The sequence below is a fragment of the Streptomyces sp. GQ60 genome (assembly GCF_059758875.1).
Map to the genome: position 1 here is coordinate 161,179 of NZ_JCAXEG010000001.1, position 17,212 is coordinate 178,390.

Annotated in this window: 19 protein-coding genes and 4 tRNA genes; 16 read left to right on the plus strand and 7 right to left on the minus strand. The window is 71.8% G+C overall.

All coding sequences use genetic code 11. The features are described from left to right. Positions 1–155: 155 nt before the first annotated feature. From htpX to AC6CKD_RS00830, 4 genes are all read left to right on the plus strand, one after another. Positions 156–1,019 carry a zinc metalloprotease HtpX gene (gene htpX / locus AC6CKD_RS00815; protein WP_498324545.1) on the plus strand — a complete coding sequence of 288 codons (864 nt, stop codon included), beginning with the start codon at positions 156–158 and terminating at the stop codon, positions 1,017–1,019. Further along, positions 1,016–1,408 carry a YccF domain-containing protein gene (locus AC6CKD_RS00820; RefSeq protein WP_478687893.1) on the plus strand — a complete coding sequence of 131 codons (393 nt, stop codon included), beginning with the start codon at positions 1,016–1,018 and terminating at the stop codon, positions 1,406–1,408. Before htpX ends, AC6CKD_RS00820 begins: the two co-directional genes overlap by 4 nt. Positions 1,409–1,509: 101 nt before the next feature. Next, positions 1,510–2,547, plus strand: a complete 1,038-nt coding sequence (locus AC6CKD_RS00825; RefSeq protein ID WP_498324546.1) for a glycosyltransferase family 2 protein — start codon at positions 1,510–1,512, stop codon at positions 2,545–2,547. Between the two features lie 76 nt (positions 2,548–2,623). Continuing rightward, on the plus strand, positions 2,624–3,169 hold the full coding sequence (locus AC6CKD_RS00830) for an SMI1/KNR4 family protein (RefSeq protein ID WP_498324547.1): 546 nt from the start codon (positions 2,624–2,626) through the stop codon (positions 3,167–3,169). Here AC6CKD_RS00830 and AC6CKD_RS00835 read toward each other — a convergent pair. From AC6CKD_RS00835 to AC6CKD_RS00845, 3 genes are all read right to left on the minus strand, one after another. Then, complete coding sequence (locus tag AC6CKD_RS00835; protein ID WP_498325385.1) at positions 3,153–4,376, minus strand: APC family permease; 1,224 nt, start codon at positions 4,374–4,376, stop codon at positions 3,153–3,155. The two genes, AC6CKD_RS00830 and AC6CKD_RS00835, sit on opposite strands and share 17 nt — an antisense overlap. Before the next feature lie 30 nt (positions 4,377–4,406). After that, a complete protein-coding gene (locus AC6CKD_RS00840) occupies positions 4,407–5,843 on the minus strand; it encodes a SulP family inorganic anion transporter (RefSeq protein ID WP_498324548.1) in 1,437 nt (478 codons plus the stop codon). A gap of 256 nt (positions 5,844–6,099) precedes the next feature. After that, on the minus strand, positions 6,100–6,588 hold the full coding sequence (locus AC6CKD_RS00845) for a YajQ family cyclic di-GMP-binding protein (protein ID WP_243333311.1): 489 nt from the start codon (positions 6,586–6,588) through the stop codon (positions 6,100–6,102). Positions 6,589–6,786: 198 nt separating this feature from the next. On the opposite strand from AC6CKD_RS00845, the gene AC6CKD_RS00850 reads away from it, so the two are divergent. The 3 genes from AC6CKD_RS00850 to AC6CKD_RS00860 all read left to right on the plus strand — a co-directional run bounded on the left by AC6CKD_RS00850 (position 6,787) and on the right by AC6CKD_RS00860 (position 7,996). Beyond that, positions 6,787–6,868: transfer RNA gene (locus AC6CKD_RS00850), tRNA-Tyr, on the plus strand. A 228-nt stretch (positions 6,869–7,096) separates the two neighbouring features. Next, entirely contained in the window at positions 7,097–7,471 is a 375-nt protein-coding gene (locus AC6CKD_RS00855) for a hypothetical protein (RefSeq protein ID WP_498324549.1), read from the plus strand. Between the two features lie 105 nt (positions 7,472–7,576). After that, positions 7,577–7,996: a DUF3574 domain-containing protein gene (locus tag AC6CKD_RS00860; RefSeq protein WP_498324550.1), complete on the plus strand. Its 420-nt coding sequence runs from the start codon at positions 7,577–7,579 to the stop codon at positions 7,994–7,996. 93 nt (positions 7,997–8,089) lie between these two features. Here AC6CKD_RS00860 and AC6CKD_RS00865 read toward each other — a convergent pair whose 3' ends face one another. Further along, complete coding sequence (locus AC6CKD_RS00865) at positions 8,090–8,746, minus strand: SDR family oxidoreductase (RefSeq protein WP_498324551.1); 657 nt, start codon at positions 8,744–8,746, stop codon at positions 8,090–8,092. Positions 8,747–8,800: 54 nt separating this feature from the next. Then, positions 8,801–10,123 (minus strand): amidohydrolase family protein, encoded by a 1,323-nt coding sequence (locus AC6CKD_RS00870; protein ID WP_498324552.1) that lies wholly within the window; start codon positions 10,121–10,123, stop codon positions 8,801–8,803. A gap of 880 nt (positions 10,124–11,003) precedes the next feature. On the opposite strand from AC6CKD_RS00870, the gene AC6CKD_RS00875 reads away from it, so the two are divergent. The 7 genes from AC6CKD_RS00875 to AC6CKD_RS00905 all read left to right on the plus strand — a co-directional run bounded on the left by AC6CKD_RS00875 (position 11,004) and on the right by AC6CKD_RS00905 (position 14,033). After that, positions 11,004–11,076: transfer RNA gene (locus AC6CKD_RS00875), tRNA-Thr, on the plus strand. Between the two features lie 48 nt (positions 11,077–11,124). Next, positions 11,125–11,197: transfer RNA gene (locus tag AC6CKD_RS00880), tRNA-Met, on the plus strand. A gap of 89 nt (positions 11,198–11,286) precedes the next feature. Then, positions 11,287–11,451 carry a 50S ribosomal protein L33 gene (gene rpmG, locus AC6CKD_RS00885; RefSeq protein ID WP_003956487.1) on the plus strand — a complete coding sequence of 55 codons (165 nt, stop codon included), beginning with the start codon at positions 11,287–11,289 and terminating at the stop codon, positions 11,449–11,451. Between the two features lie 109 nt (positions 11,452–11,560). Then, positions 11,561–12,013: an FAS1-like dehydratase domain-containing protein gene (locus tag AC6CKD_RS00890; protein ID WP_498324553.1), complete on the plus strand. Its 453-nt coding sequence runs from the start codon at positions 11,561–11,563 to the stop codon at positions 12,011–12,013. A 1-nt stretch (position 12,014) separates the two neighbouring features. Continuing rightward, entirely contained in the window at positions 12,015–12,443 is a 429-nt protein-coding gene (locus AC6CKD_RS00895) for a MaoC family dehydratase (protein WP_498324554.1), read from the plus strand. Positions 12,444–12,543: 100 nt separating this feature from the next. Continuing rightward, positions 12,544–13,599: a UDP-N-acetylmuramate dehydrogenase gene (locus tag AC6CKD_RS00900; protein WP_498324555.1), complete on the plus strand. Its 1,056-nt coding sequence runs from the start codon at positions 12,544–12,546 to the stop codon at positions 13,597–13,599. A gap of 17 nt (positions 13,600–13,616) precedes the next feature. Next, a complete protein-coding gene (locus AC6CKD_RS00905) occupies positions 13,617–14,033 on the plus strand; it encodes a hypothetical protein (RefSeq protein WP_478687882.1) in 417 nt (138 codons plus the stop codon). A 42-nt stretch (positions 14,034–14,075) separates the two neighbouring features. Here the strand turns inward: AC6CKD_RS00905 and AC6CKD_RS00910 are convergent, their stop codons facing one another. Together AC6CKD_RS00910 and AC6CKD_RS00915 are read right to left on the minus strand one after the other, a co-directional pair. Further along, positions 14,076–15,095 carry an adenosine deaminase gene (locus AC6CKD_RS00910; RefSeq protein ID WP_498324556.1) on the minus strand — a complete coding sequence of 340 codons (1,020 nt, stop codon included), beginning with the start codon at positions 15,093–15,095 and terminating at the stop codon, positions 14,076–14,078. Positions 15,096–15,251: 156 nt separating this feature from the next. Next, complete coding sequence (locus tag AC6CKD_RS00915; RefSeq protein WP_498324557.1) at positions 15,252–16,478, minus strand: pyridoxal phosphate-dependent aminotransferase; 1,227 nt, start codon at positions 16,476–16,478, stop codon at positions 15,252–15,254. A 191-nt stretch (positions 16,479–16,669) separates the two neighbouring features. Here AC6CKD_RS00915 and AC6CKD_RS00920 point away from each other — a divergent pair. Next, positions 16,670–16,742 (plus strand) — tRNA-Trp (locus tag AC6CKD_RS00920). A gap of 107 nt (positions 16,743–16,849) precedes the next feature. After that, positions 16,850–17,131, plus strand: a complete 282-nt coding sequence (secE, locus tag AC6CKD_RS00925; protein WP_243333337.1) for a preprotein translocase subunit SecE — start codon at positions 16,850–16,852, stop codon at positions 17,129–17,131. Positions 17,132–17,212 lie beyond the last annotated feature (81 nt).

The following is a 17,212-nucleotide window of genomic DNA, read 5'->3' on the forward strand; positions in this document are numbered from 1 at the left end:
CCCCCGGTCCGCCGGGGCGGCGGGGCCCGGCGCGCCCGGGGAACCTGCCGCCCTCACCTCGCGTTGACCAGGAAGGAAGGGTCCACTGGACCGTAGGCCCTCCGATCCGCAGATCCTGGACGGGTTCCCCTGCCGCACCACTTGGAGGGCGCACCGTGCACCGCCGGCACAACGGGTTGAAGACCGCCGTACTCCTCGGTGGTCTGTCGGCCCTGATCATCCTCATCGGAAGCTTCTTCGGCCGGGGCGGCCTGATCGTCGCGGTCCTCGTCGCCCTCGGCACCAACGCGTACGCGTACTGGAACAGCGACAAGCTGGCTCTACGCGCGATGCGGGCCCGCCCCGTCAGCGAGTTCGAGGCGCCCGAGCTCTACCGCATGGTGCGCGAACTCTCCACGTCCGCGCGCCAGCCCATGCCACGGCTCTACCTCTCCCCGACCGAGGCCCCCAACGCCTTCGCCACCGGCCGCAACCCGCGCAACGCCGCGGTCTGCTGCACCGAGGGCATCCTGCGCATACTCGACGAGCGCGAGCTGCGCGGGGTCATCGGACACGAGCTCAGCCACGTCTACAACCGCGACATCCTCATCTCGTCGGTCGCGGGCGCCCTCGCCTCCGTGATCATGTTCCTCGTCAACTTCGCCTGGCTGATCCCCATCGGCCGTTCCAACGACGACGAGGGCCCGGGGCTCTTCGGCATGCTGCTGATCATGATCCTCGGGCCGCTGGCGGCCTCGGTGATCCAGCTCGCCATCAGCCGCTCGCGCGAGTACGAGGCGGACGCCTCCGGGGCCCAGCTCACGGGGGACCCGCTCGCCCTCGCCAGCGCCCTGCGCAAGCTGGACGCCGGCACCAAGCAGCTCCCGCTGCCGGCCGAGCCGCGACTGGAGACGGCGAGCCACATGATGATCGCCAATCCCTTCCGTCCCGGCGAAGGATTGTCCAAAATGTTTTCTACGCACCCTCCGATGGCCGAGCGCATCGCCCGGCTCGAACAGATGGCAGGCCGCAGTCAGTGAAGACCATTCTGAATCTCATTTGGCTCGTCCTCAGCGGAGTATGGCTCTTCCTGGGCTACTGCCTGGCGGGCGTGATCCTCTGCATCACCATCATCGGAATCCCCTTCGGCATAGCTTCGTTCCGCATCGCGGTGTACGCCTTGTGGCCCTTCGGCTACACCGCCGTGGAGCGGCGTGACGCGGGCGCCGCGTCCTGCGTCGGCAACGTGCTGTGGCTGGTCCTGGCCGGCTGGTGGCTGGCCCTCGGCCACATCGTCACGGGCATCGCGCTGTGCATCACGATCATCGGCATCCCGTTCGGCATCGCCAACTTCAAGATGGTCCCGCTCTCCCTGCTCCCGCTGGGCCGCGAGATCGTCCCCACGGACGCTCCGTTCGCCTCGCGCTGACCCGCGCCGAGCCCGGGCCGGTTGATCCACTCGTATTAAAGTTCCGGGTTGCGGACGAGTGACGCGGACGAGCGGCACGCACGACGGGCAGGGAAGAACCGATGTCGACTGAGCCCTCTGAGTCCTCCGAGCCCTCTGAGACTCCCGAGTTCTCCGAGCCCTCCGAGCTCCCCACGACCCTTTCGGTGGTCGTGCCGATGTACAACGAGGAGGACGCGCTGCCGGCCCTGGTCGGCAGGCTGCGCCCGGCACTCGACGCCATGGCCGTCCGCTACGAGGTCGTCGCCGTCGACGACGGCAGCAAGGACCGCACCGCGGAGCTGCTCACCGAGTTCCAGGCCAAGTGGCCCGAGCTGCGGATCGTGCGGCTGCGCGGGAACTCCGGCCACCAGGCCGCCCTCACCGCCGGGTTGCACAGCGCCTCGGGCGCGTACGTCGCCAGCATCGACGCGGACCTGCAGGACCCGCCGGAGAAGATCCCGGAGATGCTCGACCTGGCCCGCGCGGACGGCCTCGACATCGTCTACGGGGTCAGGGCCGACCGCAGCACCGACACCGGGTTCAAGCGCCACACGGCCGGCGCGTACTACTGGCTGGTCCGCCGCCTGGTCGGCAAGCAGGTGCCCGCTCAGGCGGGCGACTTCCGACTGCTCAGCCGCGCGGCCGTCGACGCGGTCAAGGCCATGCCCGACCAGCACCAGGTGTACCGCCTGCTGGTGCCGTGGCTCGGCTTCCCCAGCGGCCAGGTCGCCTACCAGCGCGAGGAACGGGTCGCGGGCGAGACCAAGTACCCGCTGAGCAAGATGCTCCGGCTCGGCGTCGACAGCGTCATCAACTTCTCCGCCGCTCCCCTGCGCCTGGCGACCTGGCTGGGCGTGGCCAGCTTCTTCGGCTGCCTGCTGATGGTGGGCGCCACCCTGGCGATCTACCTGGAGGGCAAGACCGTTCCCGGCTGGACCTCGCTGTTCATCGTGATGCTGTTCCTCGGCGGGGTGCAGCTGATCTGCGTCGGCCTGCTGGGCGAGTACATCGGCCGCATCTACACGGCGGTACAGCGCCGCCCCACCTTCTTCGTGGGATACGACTCGCACGCCTCGGCGCGGAACACGGCGCGGAACACGGAGCGGCAAGGGGACTGAAGGCCCCTCGGTGCCCCGCCGGGAGCTGAAATCCCAGGTCAGAGCGATTGTCAGTGGCGGCTGTCACTCTGTGTGCATGGATGATACCGAGCAGTTGCTGAAGCAAGTCGCCGGCCGCGCACGCGGCGCCCACCAGGGGCGGTGCGGGGCCGCCGGCACCTCGACCGCGCCCCTTCCGGCGCCCCTGGCCGCCGCGGACCTGCACCGGACCGAGGCCGCCCTGGGCTTCGCCCTGCCGCCCCTCCTGGCGGCCCTCCACACCCGTGTCGCGGACGGCGGCTTCGGCCCCGAGTACGGCCTGCTGCCCCTGGAGCGCGCCGTCGCCGAATACGCCGCGATGCGCGCGTCGGCCTGGCGCTGGCCCGAGGGCGTCCTGCCCATAGCCGACTTCGGATGCGGCCTGCGCGCCTGTGTGGACTGCCGCTCGGCAACCGCCCAAGTCCTGCTGTTCGAACCGAACTCGGGCGGTCCCGACCTCGCCTGGTTCCTCGAAGCGCCCACGCTCGCCGACTGGCTGCGCGGCTGGCTCGACGGCAGCGCCTGGTTCAGCGAGGAATCGGGCGCGGGGGAGGAGTGGGACGTGGAGCTGATTCCCTGGGCGGACTTCAGAGCCCGGGTGTGAGCCGCCTGCGCACGCCGTAGGCCAGCGCGCCCAAGGCCAGTACGGAAGCCCCCGTGACCGCCGACGCGGCGGGCAGCGCGCAGGCCAGCACCACGCAGCCGGACAGCCCGACCGCTGCCACGGCCCGGTCCTTGACACCTGAATCGAGAGTCCACGCGGAGGCGTTCGCGATCGCGTAATAGGCGAGCACGCCGAAGGAGGAGAAGCCGATCGCGCCCCGCAGATCGGTGGTGGCCGCGAGCACCGCCACCACCGCGCCCACGGCGAGCTCGGCGTGGTGCGGCACCTGATGCCGGGGATGTACGGCGGCCAGCGCGCGCGGGAGATGGCCGTCCCGCGCCATCGCCAGGGTGGTCCGCGACACCCCGAGCACGAGCGCCAGCAGCGAGCCCAGCGCCGCCAGGGCCGCGCCCACCCGGACGACGGGAGTCAGCCCGGGCCAGCCGGCCGCGCGCACGGCATCGGCCAGCGGAGCCGCCGACCGCCCCAGTCCGTCGGCTCCGAGCACCGACAGCGCCGCCACCGAGACCGCGGCGTAGACGAGCAGGGCGATCCCCAGGGCGAGGGGAACCGCCCGCGGGATCGTGCGCTCCGGGTCACGCACCTCCTCGCCCAGGGTGGTGATCCGGGCGTAGCCCGCGAAAGCGAAGAATAGCAGCCCGGCACCCTGGAGCAGCCCGGCGGCGGCCCAGTCCGAGCCGCCGAGACGGCCGGCGTCCGCCGCGTCGGAGGACAGGCAGGCCACGACGACCCCGGCCAGGACGGCCAGCACCACCGCCACGATCACCCGGGCGATCCGGGCGGACTTCTGCACCCCGCCGTAGCTCGCGGAGGTCAGCGCCACCACCGCCGCCACGGCCACCGCGTGCTGCTGCCCGGGCCACGCGTAGGCCCCGACCGTGAGGGCCATCGCCGCGCAGGAGGCCGTCTTGCCGACGACGAAGCCCCAGCCGGCCAGATAGCCCCAGAAGGGGCCGAGCCGTTCGCGCCCGTACACGTAGGTGCCGCCCGAGGAGGGATAGCGGGCGGCCAGCCGTGCCGAGGAGTGCGCGTTGCAGTACGCCACCAGGGCCGCGAGCGCGAGCGCCGCGAGGAGCGCTCCGTCGGCCGCACGAGCCGCCGGGGCCAGCGCGGCGAAGATCCCGGCGCCGATCATCGCGCCGAGCCCCACGACGACCGCGTCGAAGACGCCCAGGGTTCGCTTCATCTCATGGTTCAAGGCGTTCACGGGCGGAGGCTACCTGGGCTTGGTGACGCCCTCCCTGCCGGGGACCGGCGTGCGGCCGCGCTCCCAGCCGTCCAGCGCGGTCAGGCAGGCGTGGTCGAGGTGGCGCAGCCCGCTCAGGTCGAGGCGGACGGGGCCGCCGCGGGGCAGTGCGTCCAGCTCGTCGAGCAGTTTGGGCAGCCGCAGGAAGCTGGCGTTGCCCAGGATCCGCACGCGCAGTTCCCCGCCCTCCCACACCGGCTCGATGTGGACGTGGGAGGTCTCCCAGGCCGCCTTGGCGACGGCGAGCCCCAGCCCGGCGAGCACCCCCTCGAAGAGGTTCGTGGCCACGATCGCCGAGGCCGTCGCCACCAGGACGACCGCCTCGCCCCGGTGCGACCGCCACAGGGCGGCCACCGCCCGCACCGGCAGCAGCTTCCAGCCGGCGTGCAGCAGCACTCCGGCCAGGGCGGCGAGCGGGACGGACTCCAGCAGCCCGGGGACGGCCACCGCGAACAGCAGGAGCCAGCCGCCGTGGAGGATGCGTGAGGCCCGAGTGCGGGCGCCGGCCTCGACGTTGGCGGCGCTGCGGACGATGACGGCGGTCATCGGCAGTGCTCCGAGCAGTCCGCAGACGGTGTTGCCGACGCCCTGGGCGACCAGTTCGCGGTCGTAGTCGGTCCGGTCCCCGTCGTGCATGCGGTCCACGGCGGCCGCGCTGAACAGCGTCTCGGCGGATGCGATCAGCGCGAGCGCGACCACGGTCCCGACGGCCCCCACGGAGGCCAGCACTCCGAAGTCATCCCATCCGGGCGGCGTCACGGCCGCCAGGACGCCCGTGACCCGGACCCGCTCCACGGGCAGCCGCAGCAGCACGGCCGCGGCGGTCGCGGCCGCGACCCCGACGAGCGCCCCCGGCACGAGCCGCAGCCGGTCGGGCATCCGCCGCCAGGCCACCAGGACCGCGACGGTTCCGGCCCCGAGTGCCACGGCGGTCCAGTCGGCGCGTCCGCCGAGTTCCAGCGTCCCGGCCAGCTTCTCCAGGGTCCGCGCCGGGGCCCGTACATCGGCCAGGGCGTAGAGCTGACCGGCGATCAGCACCAGCCCGATGCCGGCCAGCATCCCGTGCACGACCGCCACGGAGATCGCCCGGAACCACCGCCCGAGCCGCAGGGCGCCCATGCCCAGCTGCACCAGGCCGGCGGCCAGGACGAGTACGCCGAGTGCGGGCAGTCCGTACGTCCGCACGGCCTCGTAGACGAGCACCGTGAGCCCGGCGGCCGGGCCGCTCACCTGGAGGGAACTGCCCCGGAACCAGCCGGTGACCAGCCCGCCCACCACCCCGGTGAGGATCCCCAGCTCGGCCGGCACCCCGGAGGCGACGGCCACCCCGACGCAGAGCGGTAGTGCGACCAGGGCGACCACCACGGACGCCCCGAAGTCTTCACGTAACGTGCCGGCCCCAGGCATGCGGGAACCCCCTGTCGAGGCGGTGACGGACACCCCTCACCCTGGTGGGCGCACTCCTCGCCGCCCAAGTGCACACGGAGGGGGCCACGGGCGCGTACGCCGTTCACGCCCGGCACACACCCGGCCGAGCGCCGGTCCCACGACACGGCCCGCGGCGCCCCCGCCGCAGACACCGGCGCCAGAACCGCCGCGGCCCGGCGGTCCTCGAAGGACCGCCGGGCCGGCGTGCGGGCTGAACCGAGGCCGAAGCCGGTGATCAGCGGTAGTTCACGAACTGGATCGCGAAGTCCAGGTCCTTGCCCTTGAGGAGGGCCTGGACTTCCTGGAGGTCGTCGCGGCTCTTGGAGCTGACGCGCAGCTCCTCACCCTGGACCTGTGCCTTGACGCCCTTGGGGCCCTCGTCGCGGATGATCTTCGCGACCTTCTTGGCGTTCTCCTGGGAGATGCCCTCTTCGATCGTGGCGAAGATCTTGTACTCCTTGCCGGACAGCTGCGGCTCACCGGCGTCGAGCGCCTTGAGGGAGATCCCGCGCTTGACCAGCTTGGTCTCGAAGACGTCCAGGACGGCCTTGACGCGCTCCTCGGAGTTCGCCTCCATCAGGATCTTCTCGCCGGACCAGGCGATCGTGGCGCCGGTGCCCTTGAAGTCGTAGCGCTGCGAGAGCTCCTTGGCGGACTGGTTGAGGGCGTTGTCGACCTCCTGCCGCTCGACCTTCGAGACGATGTCGAAACTGGAGTCGGCCATGTGCTGTGGCTCCTTGAAGTCGGTAGTGACGGCCCCGGAGGGCACGGCCGGACATCCCCGGACCGCTCCGCAAAGCCTAGCCACCGCGCCCACGTGCGGTGCTGATCAATCCGGTGGCGAAGCACCCCCGGTCATCGGGTATCGTTTACGTCGTTGCCACGGAGCGCCGCCGCAAGGCGGAAAGATGGCAGCGATCATGGCGGTGTGCCCGAGTGGCCAAAGGGAGCAGACTGTAAATCTGCCGGCTCAGCCTACCCAGGTTCGAACCCTGGCGCCGCCACGCGAGTGAAACCCTCGTTCATTGCAGAAACGCAATGGACGGGGGTTTTCTCGTACACCCCACACCTCGCACCCCACACCTCGCACCCCGCGGAAAACCGTTGGGCGGCGAAGCTGTTCTAGACGCATGCTGTCCACGTGATCAGCATCAGTATCAGCGGCCGAAAGGGCCATGGCGCGTAAGGCGCCCTCGCAGGTCCGGGCGGACCTGCCACGCCGGACGTCCCGAGTGGACGACCGAGCCGTCGTTCCGGGCGTCTCCTCCCGCACCCTTGCGGAGATCGCCCGCGTCGAACGCCACCGGTACGAGCCGGGCGCGGCCCATCGCGCGCTGTCCGCCTGGCGCGCGACGGTGTACGGGCGCGGACGCTCGTGGATCATCTATCCGAGTTGGTACGACGACTACCCCTGCTGCCAACCCGTCTGGGGCGTCGACCACCGGGAGGCCCTGGAGGTCTTCTGCCAGTCCCTGCCGCGCCGCGCCGCGCGGGAGTTGCGGGCCGTGCTCGCCCCGCTCGACGCGAGGTTCCTCGCCCGGACGCTCAACGATCCGTACGCCCCGCCGGGTGATCCGTGGTGGCGCCGCAGGCTGGAGACGGCGTGAGGGGCGGGACGGCGATGCCACGAGCGCGGGGTGAGCCCATAGGGCGGATCGGGCGTACCGATGCGGGGCTCCGGTCGTTCATCCGGCGTGAAATGGACTTCTGACATGCGTGGCAAGGTCGGCGGCGGGGTTCTCCTCACCCTGCTCGGAGCGGGCATCCCGGCTCTGGTCGGAGCGGCGCTGAACAGCGATGTGGGGCATCCCTACCAAGAGACCCGGCTCTACTTCGGCACGGAACGGCCGGACGGCCGTCCGCCGGTCGGGGAGCGGGAGTTCATGGGGTTCCTCGAAAAGGAGATCACCCCGGCCTTCCCCGAGGGGCTGACCCTCCAGGGCGGGCGCGGCCAGTGGCAGCGGGACGGGAGGGTCATCCGTGAGATCTCGTACGAGGTGGTGCTGCTGTACCCGGAGAAGGAGGCCGGAGAGCGCGGCGCGCGCATCGAGCGGATCCGGGAGGCGTACGAGAAGCGGTTCCATCAGGATTCGGTCGGGCGGTCCGACGACCGGCTGACCGCCGATTTCTGACCGGCCGACTGGTATCGGGCCGACTGGTATCGGGCCGACCGGCCCCCGACCGCCAGTTCCGGCCGGCCGGGCTTCCGTCCGGCCGGGGCGGGGCTAGTTGCCCGCCACGTCCTTGACCGCCACCGGGACCGGGGTCGAGCCGGCGATCAGCTCCAGGGTCAGGCCCGCCGTCGCGGGCGTCTCGATCAGCTCGGCGAGCACCGCCGCCACGTCGTCGCGGGGGACCGGCCCGCTGCCCGTCCGCACCTCCAGACGGACCAGGCCGGTACCCGCGTCGTCGATCAGCGAGCCCGGGCGCAGGATCGTCCACTCCAGGCCCAGACGGGTGCGGACGTGCTCGTCGGCCTCGCCCTTGGCGCGGAGGTAGGCGTCGAAGACCTCGTCGCCCTCACGGCGGGGGTCCGCGCCCAGGGAAGAGACCATCAGGAAACGGCGTACGCGGGCCCGTTCGGCGGCGTCCGCGAACAGCACCGCCGCGCCCCGGTCCACGGTGTCCTTGCGTCCGGCCCCGCTGCCGGGACCCGCGCCCGCCGCGAACACCGCGGCGTCCGCGCCCTGCAGGATGCCCGCCACGTGCTCGACCGACGCCGATTCCAGATCGCACAGCACCGGTTCGGCGCCCGCCTCTCTGAGGTCGTCGCCCTGTGCCGGATCGCGGATGATGCCCGCGACCTCGTACCCGCGCGCGGCGAGCAGGCGCTCCAGCCGCAGCGCGATCTGACCGTGTCCACCCGCGATGACGATGCGCATGCCACGACCGTACGACGTGCCGGGCGCCCGCGCCCGGGAACGTGCGGCGAACCCTCAGGGACCGGGCTCCGTACGGCCCTGCCGGGGCAGGTCCAGGGCCACCGCGACGGCCGAGTCGCAGTACTCCCGTACGGCACTCGTCCGGGCTACCACCCGCCCGCGGTGGATCACGATCCGGCTGTACGCGAGGGACAGCACGCTCGCCATCCGGTCTCCGCGCACGGCGAGCAGCTCCGCCGGGAAGCCGGCCTCCACCCGGACCTCGGGCAGGCCCATCGCCTCGCGGGCCGCGCCGGCGACGGAGTGGTAGGCCTCGGTGGCGCGCAGCCCGCCCTGGGAGGCCAGGAGGTACGCGGCTTCGAGCGGGTCCCCGCGCCCGACCGGATTGCCCGCGTCGCGCAGGGCCCCGCTGCCGGCCGCCACACGGACCCCCGCGGCGCGCAGCAGCCGTACGGGGGCGGTGCGCAGGCCCCGCCGTTCCAGGGCCGCGCAGTCGCCCTGGGGGAGGCAGGTCACCCGTACGCCGGCGGCCGCCAGCTGGTCGGCGGCCCGGGTCGCCGCGTCGAGCGGTAGCCGGGACAGACCGCCGCAGGGCCCGATGGAGACCCCGGGCCGCAGCCCGCCGGCCATGGCCGCGAGCCGGGACAGGCGGGCGGGGTCGTCACCGTCGGTGTGCAGGTCGACGGGGCAGCCGTGCTCGGAAGCGAGCTCCAGGACGGCTTCGAGGAACCCGGTGGGGTCGGGGTCGAGGTCGGGGCAGCCGCCGATCACGGAGGCGCCCATCTTGACGGCGTCCCGCAGCATGGCGAGCCCGTCGGCCCCGGCCACCCCGGTGAGCAGGCGGGGAACGGCGACGGCGGTGAGGTCGGTGAGCCCGCGCAGGGAGCGGCGGGCCTGGAGCACGGCTTCCAGGGGACCGAGACCGTGAACGTCGCCGATGCGCACGTGGGACCGGACGGCGGTGGCGCCGTGCCCGAGCTGGAGCAGGGCCGCCTCGGTGGCGCGGCGCTGCACCTCGTCGGGGGAGTAGGAGACCGGGCCCTTGCTGTCCGCGGTCAGGGCGGTGTCCCCGTGGGAGTGCGGCTCGGCGGGCGCCGGGAGCAGCAGGTAGCCGGTGAGGTCGACGCGGGCGCCCGAGGCGGCGGGCAGGCTGCCGGCCGTGCCGACGGCCTGGATCCGGCCGCCGCCGAGGCGCACGTCGACGGCGCGGCCGTCGGTGAGGCGGGCGCCGGAGAGGAGCAGGGTGACGGACTCGGGGGCCGCCGACCCCGGGCCTCCCTGGGTGCCCTCGGGGCCGTGCCCGTGCCCCTGCCCCTGGCCGCTGCCGGGGCGGTTGCGCCGGGAGTGGGACGGCTGCTGCGGCTGGCTGTCGGACATCGCGCTCCTGCGGGGGCTCGGGCGGTTCCTGGGGCCGTGGCCGCGGCCCGCGGCCCAAGATCACGCAGCGTGCTCAGAGCCTAGGGGCCAGGGGTGCTCGCTTCGCGGAAGAGGGCAATAGTCGTACCGGTGCGTCTGGGCGGATCCCGACCGGGAGGGTGCCCCGGGGGCAAGGTCGGCCCGACCCGGCGCCCGACCCGGCGCCCGACCCGGGACTCCCACCCCCGCGAGCCGGGCCCGGGGCCCGCCTCCCGGTGCGGGCTCCGAGAACCGGCTCCCGCCCCGCTCCGAAGCGGAGCCCGCACTCGTCCCGCCCTCCGGGTTCGGCCGGGCCCTGCCCCGCGCGCGGGTGCGTCTGAGCGGATCGCGACCGCGAGCCCTCGGGGGCCGGCCCGCGGGCGCAAACCCCGCCGCCGACCAGGGGTCCCCGCCCCCCCGGCGGACCCCACGGCCTTCCGCGCGGATCAGCAGCGGACCTGGCGCCCGCCCCGCCGGCCCCGGCCCCCGGCCTGCCCCCTGGCCCCGCCGGCCCCGTCCCCCCCTGGCCCGGCCCCGTGCCGTCCGCCGGTCCTCGCGGCTGTGTCCGCCCTCGGCGGCCGTCCGGGGGCTGCCTGTCGGGGTCTCCGCCCCTCGGGCTCGTCCCGTTCGTGGGGCCCGGACCGGACATCCGGCCCGGTCGGCGGGATTTCGTGGTGACTCAGAGTGGGACTGGGGTGATCGCCGCTGTGATGCCCGACACTTTTCGGGGTGAAAAGTGACCCGAGTGGGGTCCGGCGACGCGTTTCGCACGGATCAAGAAAGGCGGCGGTGGTGCTCCGAGGCCAGGCCCCGCAAAGGATTTGGGCGATCGGCGGGCGACCGTGTAATGTCTTCCTCGCTCGCCCCAATAGCTCAGTCGGTAGAGCGTCTCCATGGTAAGGAGAAGGTCTGCGGTTCGATTCCGCATTGGGGCTCTGGTGAGAGAGGTTCCCCACCCTCGGGTGGGGAGCGGATCTCATCAAAGCGGCGTAGCTCAGTCGGTAGAGCAAGCGGCTCATAATCGCTGTGTCACCGGTTCAAGTCCGGTCGCCGCTACACACAGTAGCCGATTGCGGGGTCGGTCTCCCGATCGGCTACTCTTTTATGCGTTCATCCGTCCCTAATGTCCGTCAAGGAGCACTCACGTGGCTGCCACCGACGTCCGCCCGAAGATCACGCTGGCCTGCGTGGAGTGCAAGGAGCGGAACTACATCACCAAGAAGAACCGGCGTAACAACCCGGACCGTCTTGAGATGAAGAAGCACTGCCCGCGTTGCAACTCGCACACCGCGCACCGCGAGACCCGCTAGCACTTAGCGAAGTCTCGTTCAACAGGCACAGTCATGAGGTCGCCCCCTTCATTTGGGGGGCGGCCTTATGTCGTTTCGACAGATCGTTTCAACAAGGAGGTAGGGAGTCATGGCGCTCGACCAGTCCTTCGTGGGGCGGAGCTACCCGCCCACCGATCCGTACGAGGTCGGCCGGGAGAAGATCCGCGAGTTCGCGGTCGCCGTGGGTGACGCCAATCCGGTGTACACGGATCCCGAAGCAGCCAAGGCGTTCGGTCACCAAGACGTGATCGCCCCGCCGACCTTTGTGTTTGCCATCACATTCGCGGCCGCCAGTCAGGTCGTCGACGACCCGCAGCTGGGTCTGGACTACAGCCGCGTCGTGCACGGCGACCAGAAGTTCGCGTACACCCGTCCCGTGCGGGCCGGTGACCGGCTGACGGTCACCTCGACCATCGAGGCCATCAAGTCGCTCGCCGGCAACGACGTCATCGACATCCGCGGTGAGGTCCACGACGAGTCCGGCGAGCACGTGGTGACCGCCCTGACGAAGCTCGTCTCCCGCGCCCCCGAGGAGGCCTGACATGGCTGCCCAGATCCAGTACGACGACGTCGAGGTCGGCACCGAGCTGCCTGCGGCGTCCTTCCCCGTCACGCGGGCGACGCTGGTGCGGTACGCGGGTGCGTCGGGCGACTTCAACCCGATCCACTGGAACGAGAAGTTCGCCACCGAGGTCGGACTGCCCGACGTGATCGCGCACGGCATGTTCACCATGGCCGAGGCGATCCGCGTGGTGACCGACTGGGTCGGCGACCCGGGTGCCGTCGTCGAGTACGGAGTGCGGTTCACGAAGCCGGTCGTCGTTCCGAACGACGGCCGGGGCGCGCTGATCGAGGTCACGGCCAAGGTCGCGGCGAAGCTGGACGACAACCGGGTGCGGGTCGACCTGACGGCCATGAGCGCCGGGCAGAAGGTGCTGGGGATGTCGCGCGCGGTGGTCGCCCTCGCGTAGTGGGCCCGAAGGGGCCGTTGAGGCCCCGTACGGCCCTGCGGGACGCGTACGGTCCGTGGCCCCGCCTGGTCGGGGGGACGCGGACCGTACTCTTGTCCACGTGCAGGAACTCCACGATGCCCCCCTCGCCCCGCTGACCACCTTCCGGCTCGGCGGCCCCGCCGCCCGGCTGGTCACCGCGACCACCGACGCCGAGGTCGTCGCCACCGTGCGCGCCGCGGACGAGAGCGGCACCCCGCTCCTGGTCATCGGCGGCGGCAGCAACCTGGTCATCGGCGACCGGGGCTTCGACGGCACCGCCCTGCTGATCGCGACCACCGGGTTCGCGCTCGACGGGACCCGGCTGGAACTCGCGGCCGGCGAGAACTGGAGCGAGGCCGTCGCCCGCGCCGTCGACGCCGGGCTCGCGGGCATCGAATGCCTCGCCGGAATCCCCGGCTCGGCCGGTGCCACCCCGATCCAGAACGTCGGGGCGTACGGCCAGGAGGTCTGCGACACGATCACCGAGGTCGTCGCCTACGACCGCACGCGCGGGGAAACGGTCACGCTCTCGGCCGCCGAGTGCGCGTTCTCGTACCGCGACAGCCTCTTCAAGCACCAGCCCGACCGGTACGTCGTCCTGCGCGTCCGCTTCGCCCTGGAGGACGCGGGCGGCCTGTCCGCGCCGGTCAAGTACCCGGAGACCGCCCGCGCCCTCGGTGTCGAAGCCGGCGACCGGGTGCCCGCGGCGCAGGCCCGCGAGACCGTCCTGCGGCTGCGCGCCGGCAAGGGCATGGTCCTCGACCCCGCCGACCACGACACCTGGTCGGCCGGTTCCTTCTTCCACAACCCGATCCTCGGCGACGAGGCGTACGCCGCCTTCCTCGCCCGCGCCCAGGAGCGGCTCGGCCCCGAGACCGCCCCGCCCGCGTACCCGGCCGGCGAGGGCCGTACGAAGACCAGCGCGGCCTGGCTGATCGACAAGGCCGGCTTCACCAAGGGCTACGGCGACGGCCCGGCCCGGATCTCCACCAAGCACACCCTCGCCCTCACCAACCGGGGCGAGGCCACCACCGAAGACCTCCTCGCCCTGGCCCGCGAGGTCGTTGCGGGCGTGCACGCGGCCTTCGGCGTCACCCTGGTCAACGAGCCGGTGACGGTCGGCGTCAGCATCTGAGGAGTCCCGGCCCGCCCATGCTCTGTCCCCTGCACGGGGCCGGTACGGACCCCACCCGGCTGGTGGGACGCACGATCAGAAGGGTCGTCGCGTCCTGGCACATCAGCGACGGCGAACGCTCCGAGGCGCCCCTCGACGTCTGGCTCCTCGACAGCGACGGGGAGTCCACCCGGATCACCACCGGGTCCGACGCCTGTCTCATGGTGGAATCCGAGGCGCCCCACGAGCCCTACGACATGGGGGAGTGGGGCCGCATCGAGGTCGGCGAGGACCTCGGAGACCACCCCTTCCTGCGCCACCTCGGCGAGACCGTGGAATCGGTCGCCGAGTTCGCACTGCCCGCGCAGGGGCGCACCCACCTGGAGATCGGCTTCCCCGACGGCGCGCGGGTCCGGGCCGACTGCCACGAGGGCGACCTGCGGCTCACGCGCTGACGCGCGCCGTCCCCTACGCCGCCGCTCCTCCGCACGCCGCCCCTACCAGGCGATCCAGTGGTCGATCCCGGCCAGCAGCTTGTCCTGCACGTCGGAGGGCGCGGCGCTGCCGCGCACCGACTGGCGGGCCAGCTCGGCGAGCTCCGCGTCCGTGAAGTCGTGGTGCCGGCGGGCGATCTCGTACTGGGCCGCGAGCCGGGACCCGAAGAGCAGCGGGTCGTCCGCACCCAGGGCCATCGGCACCCCGGCCTCGAAGAGGGTGCGCAGCGGGACGTCCTCGTGGCGTTCGTACACCCCGAGGGCGACGTTGGACGCCGGGCAGACCTCACAGGTGATCTGCCGGTCGGCGAGCCGTTTGAGCAGGCGGGGATCCTCGGCCGCCCGTACGCCGTGCCCGATGCGGACGGCGTGCAGATCGTCGAGGCAGTCGCGGACGGAGGAGGGGCCGGTGAGTTCGCCGCCGTGCGGGGCCGCGAGCAGTCCGCCCTCGCGGGCGATGGCGAAGGCCCGGTCGAAGTCGCGGGCCATGCCCCGGCGCTCGTCGTTGGAGAGGCCGAACCCGACGATGCCGCGGTCGGCGTAGCGGACGGCGAGCCGGGCCAGGGTGCGGGCGTCGAGGGGGTGCTTCATGCGGTTGGCGGCGATGATGACGCGCATGCCGAGGCCGGTCTCGCGGGAGGCGGCGTCCACGGCGTCGAGGATGATCTCGACGGCCGGGATCATCCCGCCGAGGAGAGGGGCGTAGGAGGTGGGATCCACCTGGATCTCCAGCCAGCCGCTGCCGTCGCGCACGTCTTCCTCCGCGGCCTCGCGGACCAGGCGGCGGATGTCGTCGGGCTCGCGGAGGCAGGACCGGGCGGCGTCGTAGAGCCGCTGGAAGCGGAACCAGCCGCGTTCGTCGGTGGCGCGGAGTTTCGGTGGCTCGGCGGAGGTGAGGGCGTCCGGGAGGCGGACGCCGTACTTGTCGGCGAGCTCCAGCAGCGTCGACGGGCGCATCGAGCCGGTGAAGTGCAGGTGGAGGTGGGCTTTCGGCAGAAGCGTGAGATCGCGTACGTGCTCCATTTGTTGATCCTGCCGTACTTGTCACCCGATCGGCAGCCCCATTCCCTGAACGGGTCCTTGCCCGAACGTAAATCCGGGGCCGTCGGAAACGCCTGAGCGGCGGCTCCCCCGCAGGGGAACCGCCGCTCAGGGTCTGGCTGCCGAACCGTCCGAGCCTCAGGCCTTGGCCTCCGCGAGGAGCTTCTGGATGCGGGAGACGCCCTCGACCAGGTCCTCGTCACCCAGGGCGTAGGAGAGGCGGAGGTAGCCGGGGGTGCCGAAGGCCTCCCCGGGGACGACCGCGACCTCGGCCTCGTCCAGGATCAGGGCCGCGAGCTCGACGGAGGTCTGCGGGCGCTTGCCGCGGATCTCCTTGCCGAGGACGTCCTTGACCGCGGGGTAGACGTAGAACGCGCCCTCGGGGGTCGGGCAGAAGACGCCCTCGATCTCGTTGAGCATCCGCACGATCGTCTGGCGGCGGCGGTCGAAGGCGGTGCGCATCTCGTGGACGGCGTCCAGGTTGCCGGAGACGGCGGCCAGCGCCGCGACCTGGGCCACGTTGGAGACGTTGGAGGTGGCGTGCGACTGGAGGTTGGTCGCGGCCTTGACCACGTCCTTCGGGCCGACGATCCAGCCCACCCGCCAGCCGGTCATCGCGTACGTCTTGGCGACGCCGTTGACCACGATGCACTTGTCGGCCAGCTCGGGAACGATCGCCGGGAGCGAGACGAACTTCGCGTCGCCGTAGACGAGGTGCTCGTAGATCTCGTCGGTCAGGACCCACAGGCCGTGCTCGACGGCCCAGCGGCCGATCGCCTCGGCGTCGGCCTCGGAGTAGACGGCGCCGGTCGGGTTCGACGGGGAGACGAAGAGGACGACCTTCGTGCGCTCGGTGCGGGCCGCTTCGAGCTGCTCGACGGAGACGCGGTAGCCGGTGGTCTCGTCGGCGACGACCTCGACCGGGACGCCGCCCGCGAGACGGATCGACTCGGGGTACGTGGTCCAGTACGGCGCCGGGACGATGACCTCGTCACCCGGGTCCAGGATGGCCGCGAACGCCTCGTAGATCGCCTGCTTGCCGCCGTTGGTCACCAGGACCTGGGACGCGTCGACCTCGTAGCCGGAGTCGCGCAGCGTCTTCGCGGCGATGGCGGCCTTCAGCTCGGGCAGACCGCCGGCCGGCGTGTAGCGGTGGTACTTGGGGTTGCGGCAGGCCTCGACCGCGGCGTCGACGATGTAGTCCGGGGTCGGGAAGTCGGGCTCGCCGGCTCCGAAGCCGATCACCGGACGCCCGGCGGCCTTGAGGGCCTTGGCCTTGGCGTCGACGGCGAGGGTGGCGGACTCGGAGATGGCACCGATACGGGCGGAGACGCGGCGCTCGGCGGAAGGCGTTTCAGAGGTCATGCGGCCAATCGTCCCAGACGCGAAACGAGCGCCGCACTCCGTTTCAGTTACCGGACGGAGGCTCTCCGGTCGGTGCTGTTCGACGTCAGGGCCCGGACCACGTACACTCAACCGTCGTTGGCCCTCGTCGGCCGCTGCAGAGCGTGAGCACACCGTGCACTCGCCTGGATGCGGTAGGTTGAGGGACGCAAAGGGTCGTAGCTCAATTGGTAGAGCACTGGTCTCCAAAACCAGCGGTTGGGGGTTCGAGTCCCTCCGGCCCTGCTCCACACTCCATCTCGGAAGTGTGTGCGCAGGTACGTACTTAGATGCAGTGCCGTGCGGCGCAACCGGGCGCGGCTACGGCCACGACCCGGATTCAGGTGAGAGACGTGACGGACGCCCTGGGCTCCATCGACATGCCTGACGCCGAGGATGACACTCGCGAGAAGAAGGCCCGCAAGGGCGGCAAGCGCGGTAAGAAGGGCCCTCTGGGTCGTCTCGCGCTGTTCTACCGCCAGATCGTCGCGGAACTCCGCAAGGTTGTTTGGCCCACTCGCAACCAGCTGACGACGTACACCTCTGTGGTGATCGTCTTCGTCGTCATCATGATCGGTCTGGTGACCGTGATTGACTATGGGTTCCAGGAAGCCATCAAGTTCGTCTTCGGCTGATCCCCGCGGAGGGCGGCGCCTTGATGGGTGCCGCCCGTTTTCGCATGTTCGACCACCTTTTGTATCCAGGAAGAAGCAGCC

Coding starts and splice junctions, on each gene's coding strand:
- AC6CKD_RS00825 (WP_498324546.1), top strand. CDS start 1,510: ATGTCGACTGAGCCCTCTGAGTCCTCCGAGCCCTCTGAGACTCCCGAG.
- AC6CKD_RS00830 (WP_498324547.1), top strand. CDS start 2,624: ATGGATGATACCGAGCAGTTGCTGAAGCAAGTCGCCGGCCGCGCACGC.
- AC6CKD_RS00835 (WP_498325385.1), bottom strand. CDS start 4,376: ATGAAGCGAACCCTGGGCGTCTTCGACGCGGTCGTCGTGGGGCTCGGC.
- AC6CKD_RS00840 (WP_498324548.1), bottom strand. CDS start 5,843: ATGCCTGGGGCCGGCACGTTACGTGAAGACTTCGGGGCGTCCGTGGTG.
- AC6CKD_RS00845 (WP_243333311.1), bottom strand. CDS start 6,588: ATGGCCGACTCCAGTTTCGACATCGTCTCGAAGGTCGAGCGGCAGGAG.
- AC6CKD_RS00860 (WP_498324550.1), top strand. CDS start 7,577: ATGCGTGGCAAGGTCGGCGGCGGGGTTCTCCTCACCCTGCTCGGAGCG.
- AC6CKD_RS00865 (WP_498324551.1), bottom strand. CDS start 8,746: ATGCGCATCGTCATCGCGGGTGGACACGGTCAGATCGCGCTGCGGCTG.
- AC6CKD_RS00870 (WP_498324552.1), bottom strand. CDS start 10,123: ATGTCCGACAGCCAGCCGCAGCAGCCGTCCCACTCCCGGCGCAACCGC.
- AC6CKD_RS00890 (WP_498324553.1), top strand. CDS start 11,561: ATGGCGCTCGACCAGTCCTTCGTGGGGCGGAGCTACCCGCCCACCGAT.
- AC6CKD_RS00895 (WP_498324554.1), top strand. CDS start 12,015: ATGGCTGCCCAGATCCAGTACGACGACGTCGAGGTCGGCACCGAGCTG.
- AC6CKD_RS00905 (WP_478687882.1), top strand. CDS start 13,617: ATGCTCTGTCCCCTGCACGGGGCCGGTACGGACCCCACCCGGCTGGTG.
- AC6CKD_RS00910 (WP_498324556.1), bottom strand. CDS start 15,095: ATGGAGCACGTACGCGATCTCACGCTTCTGCCGAAAGCCCACCTCCAC.
- AC6CKD_RS00915 (WP_498324557.1), bottom strand. CDS start 16,478: ATGACCTCTGAAACGCCTTCCGCCGAGCGCCGCGTCTCCGCCCGTATC.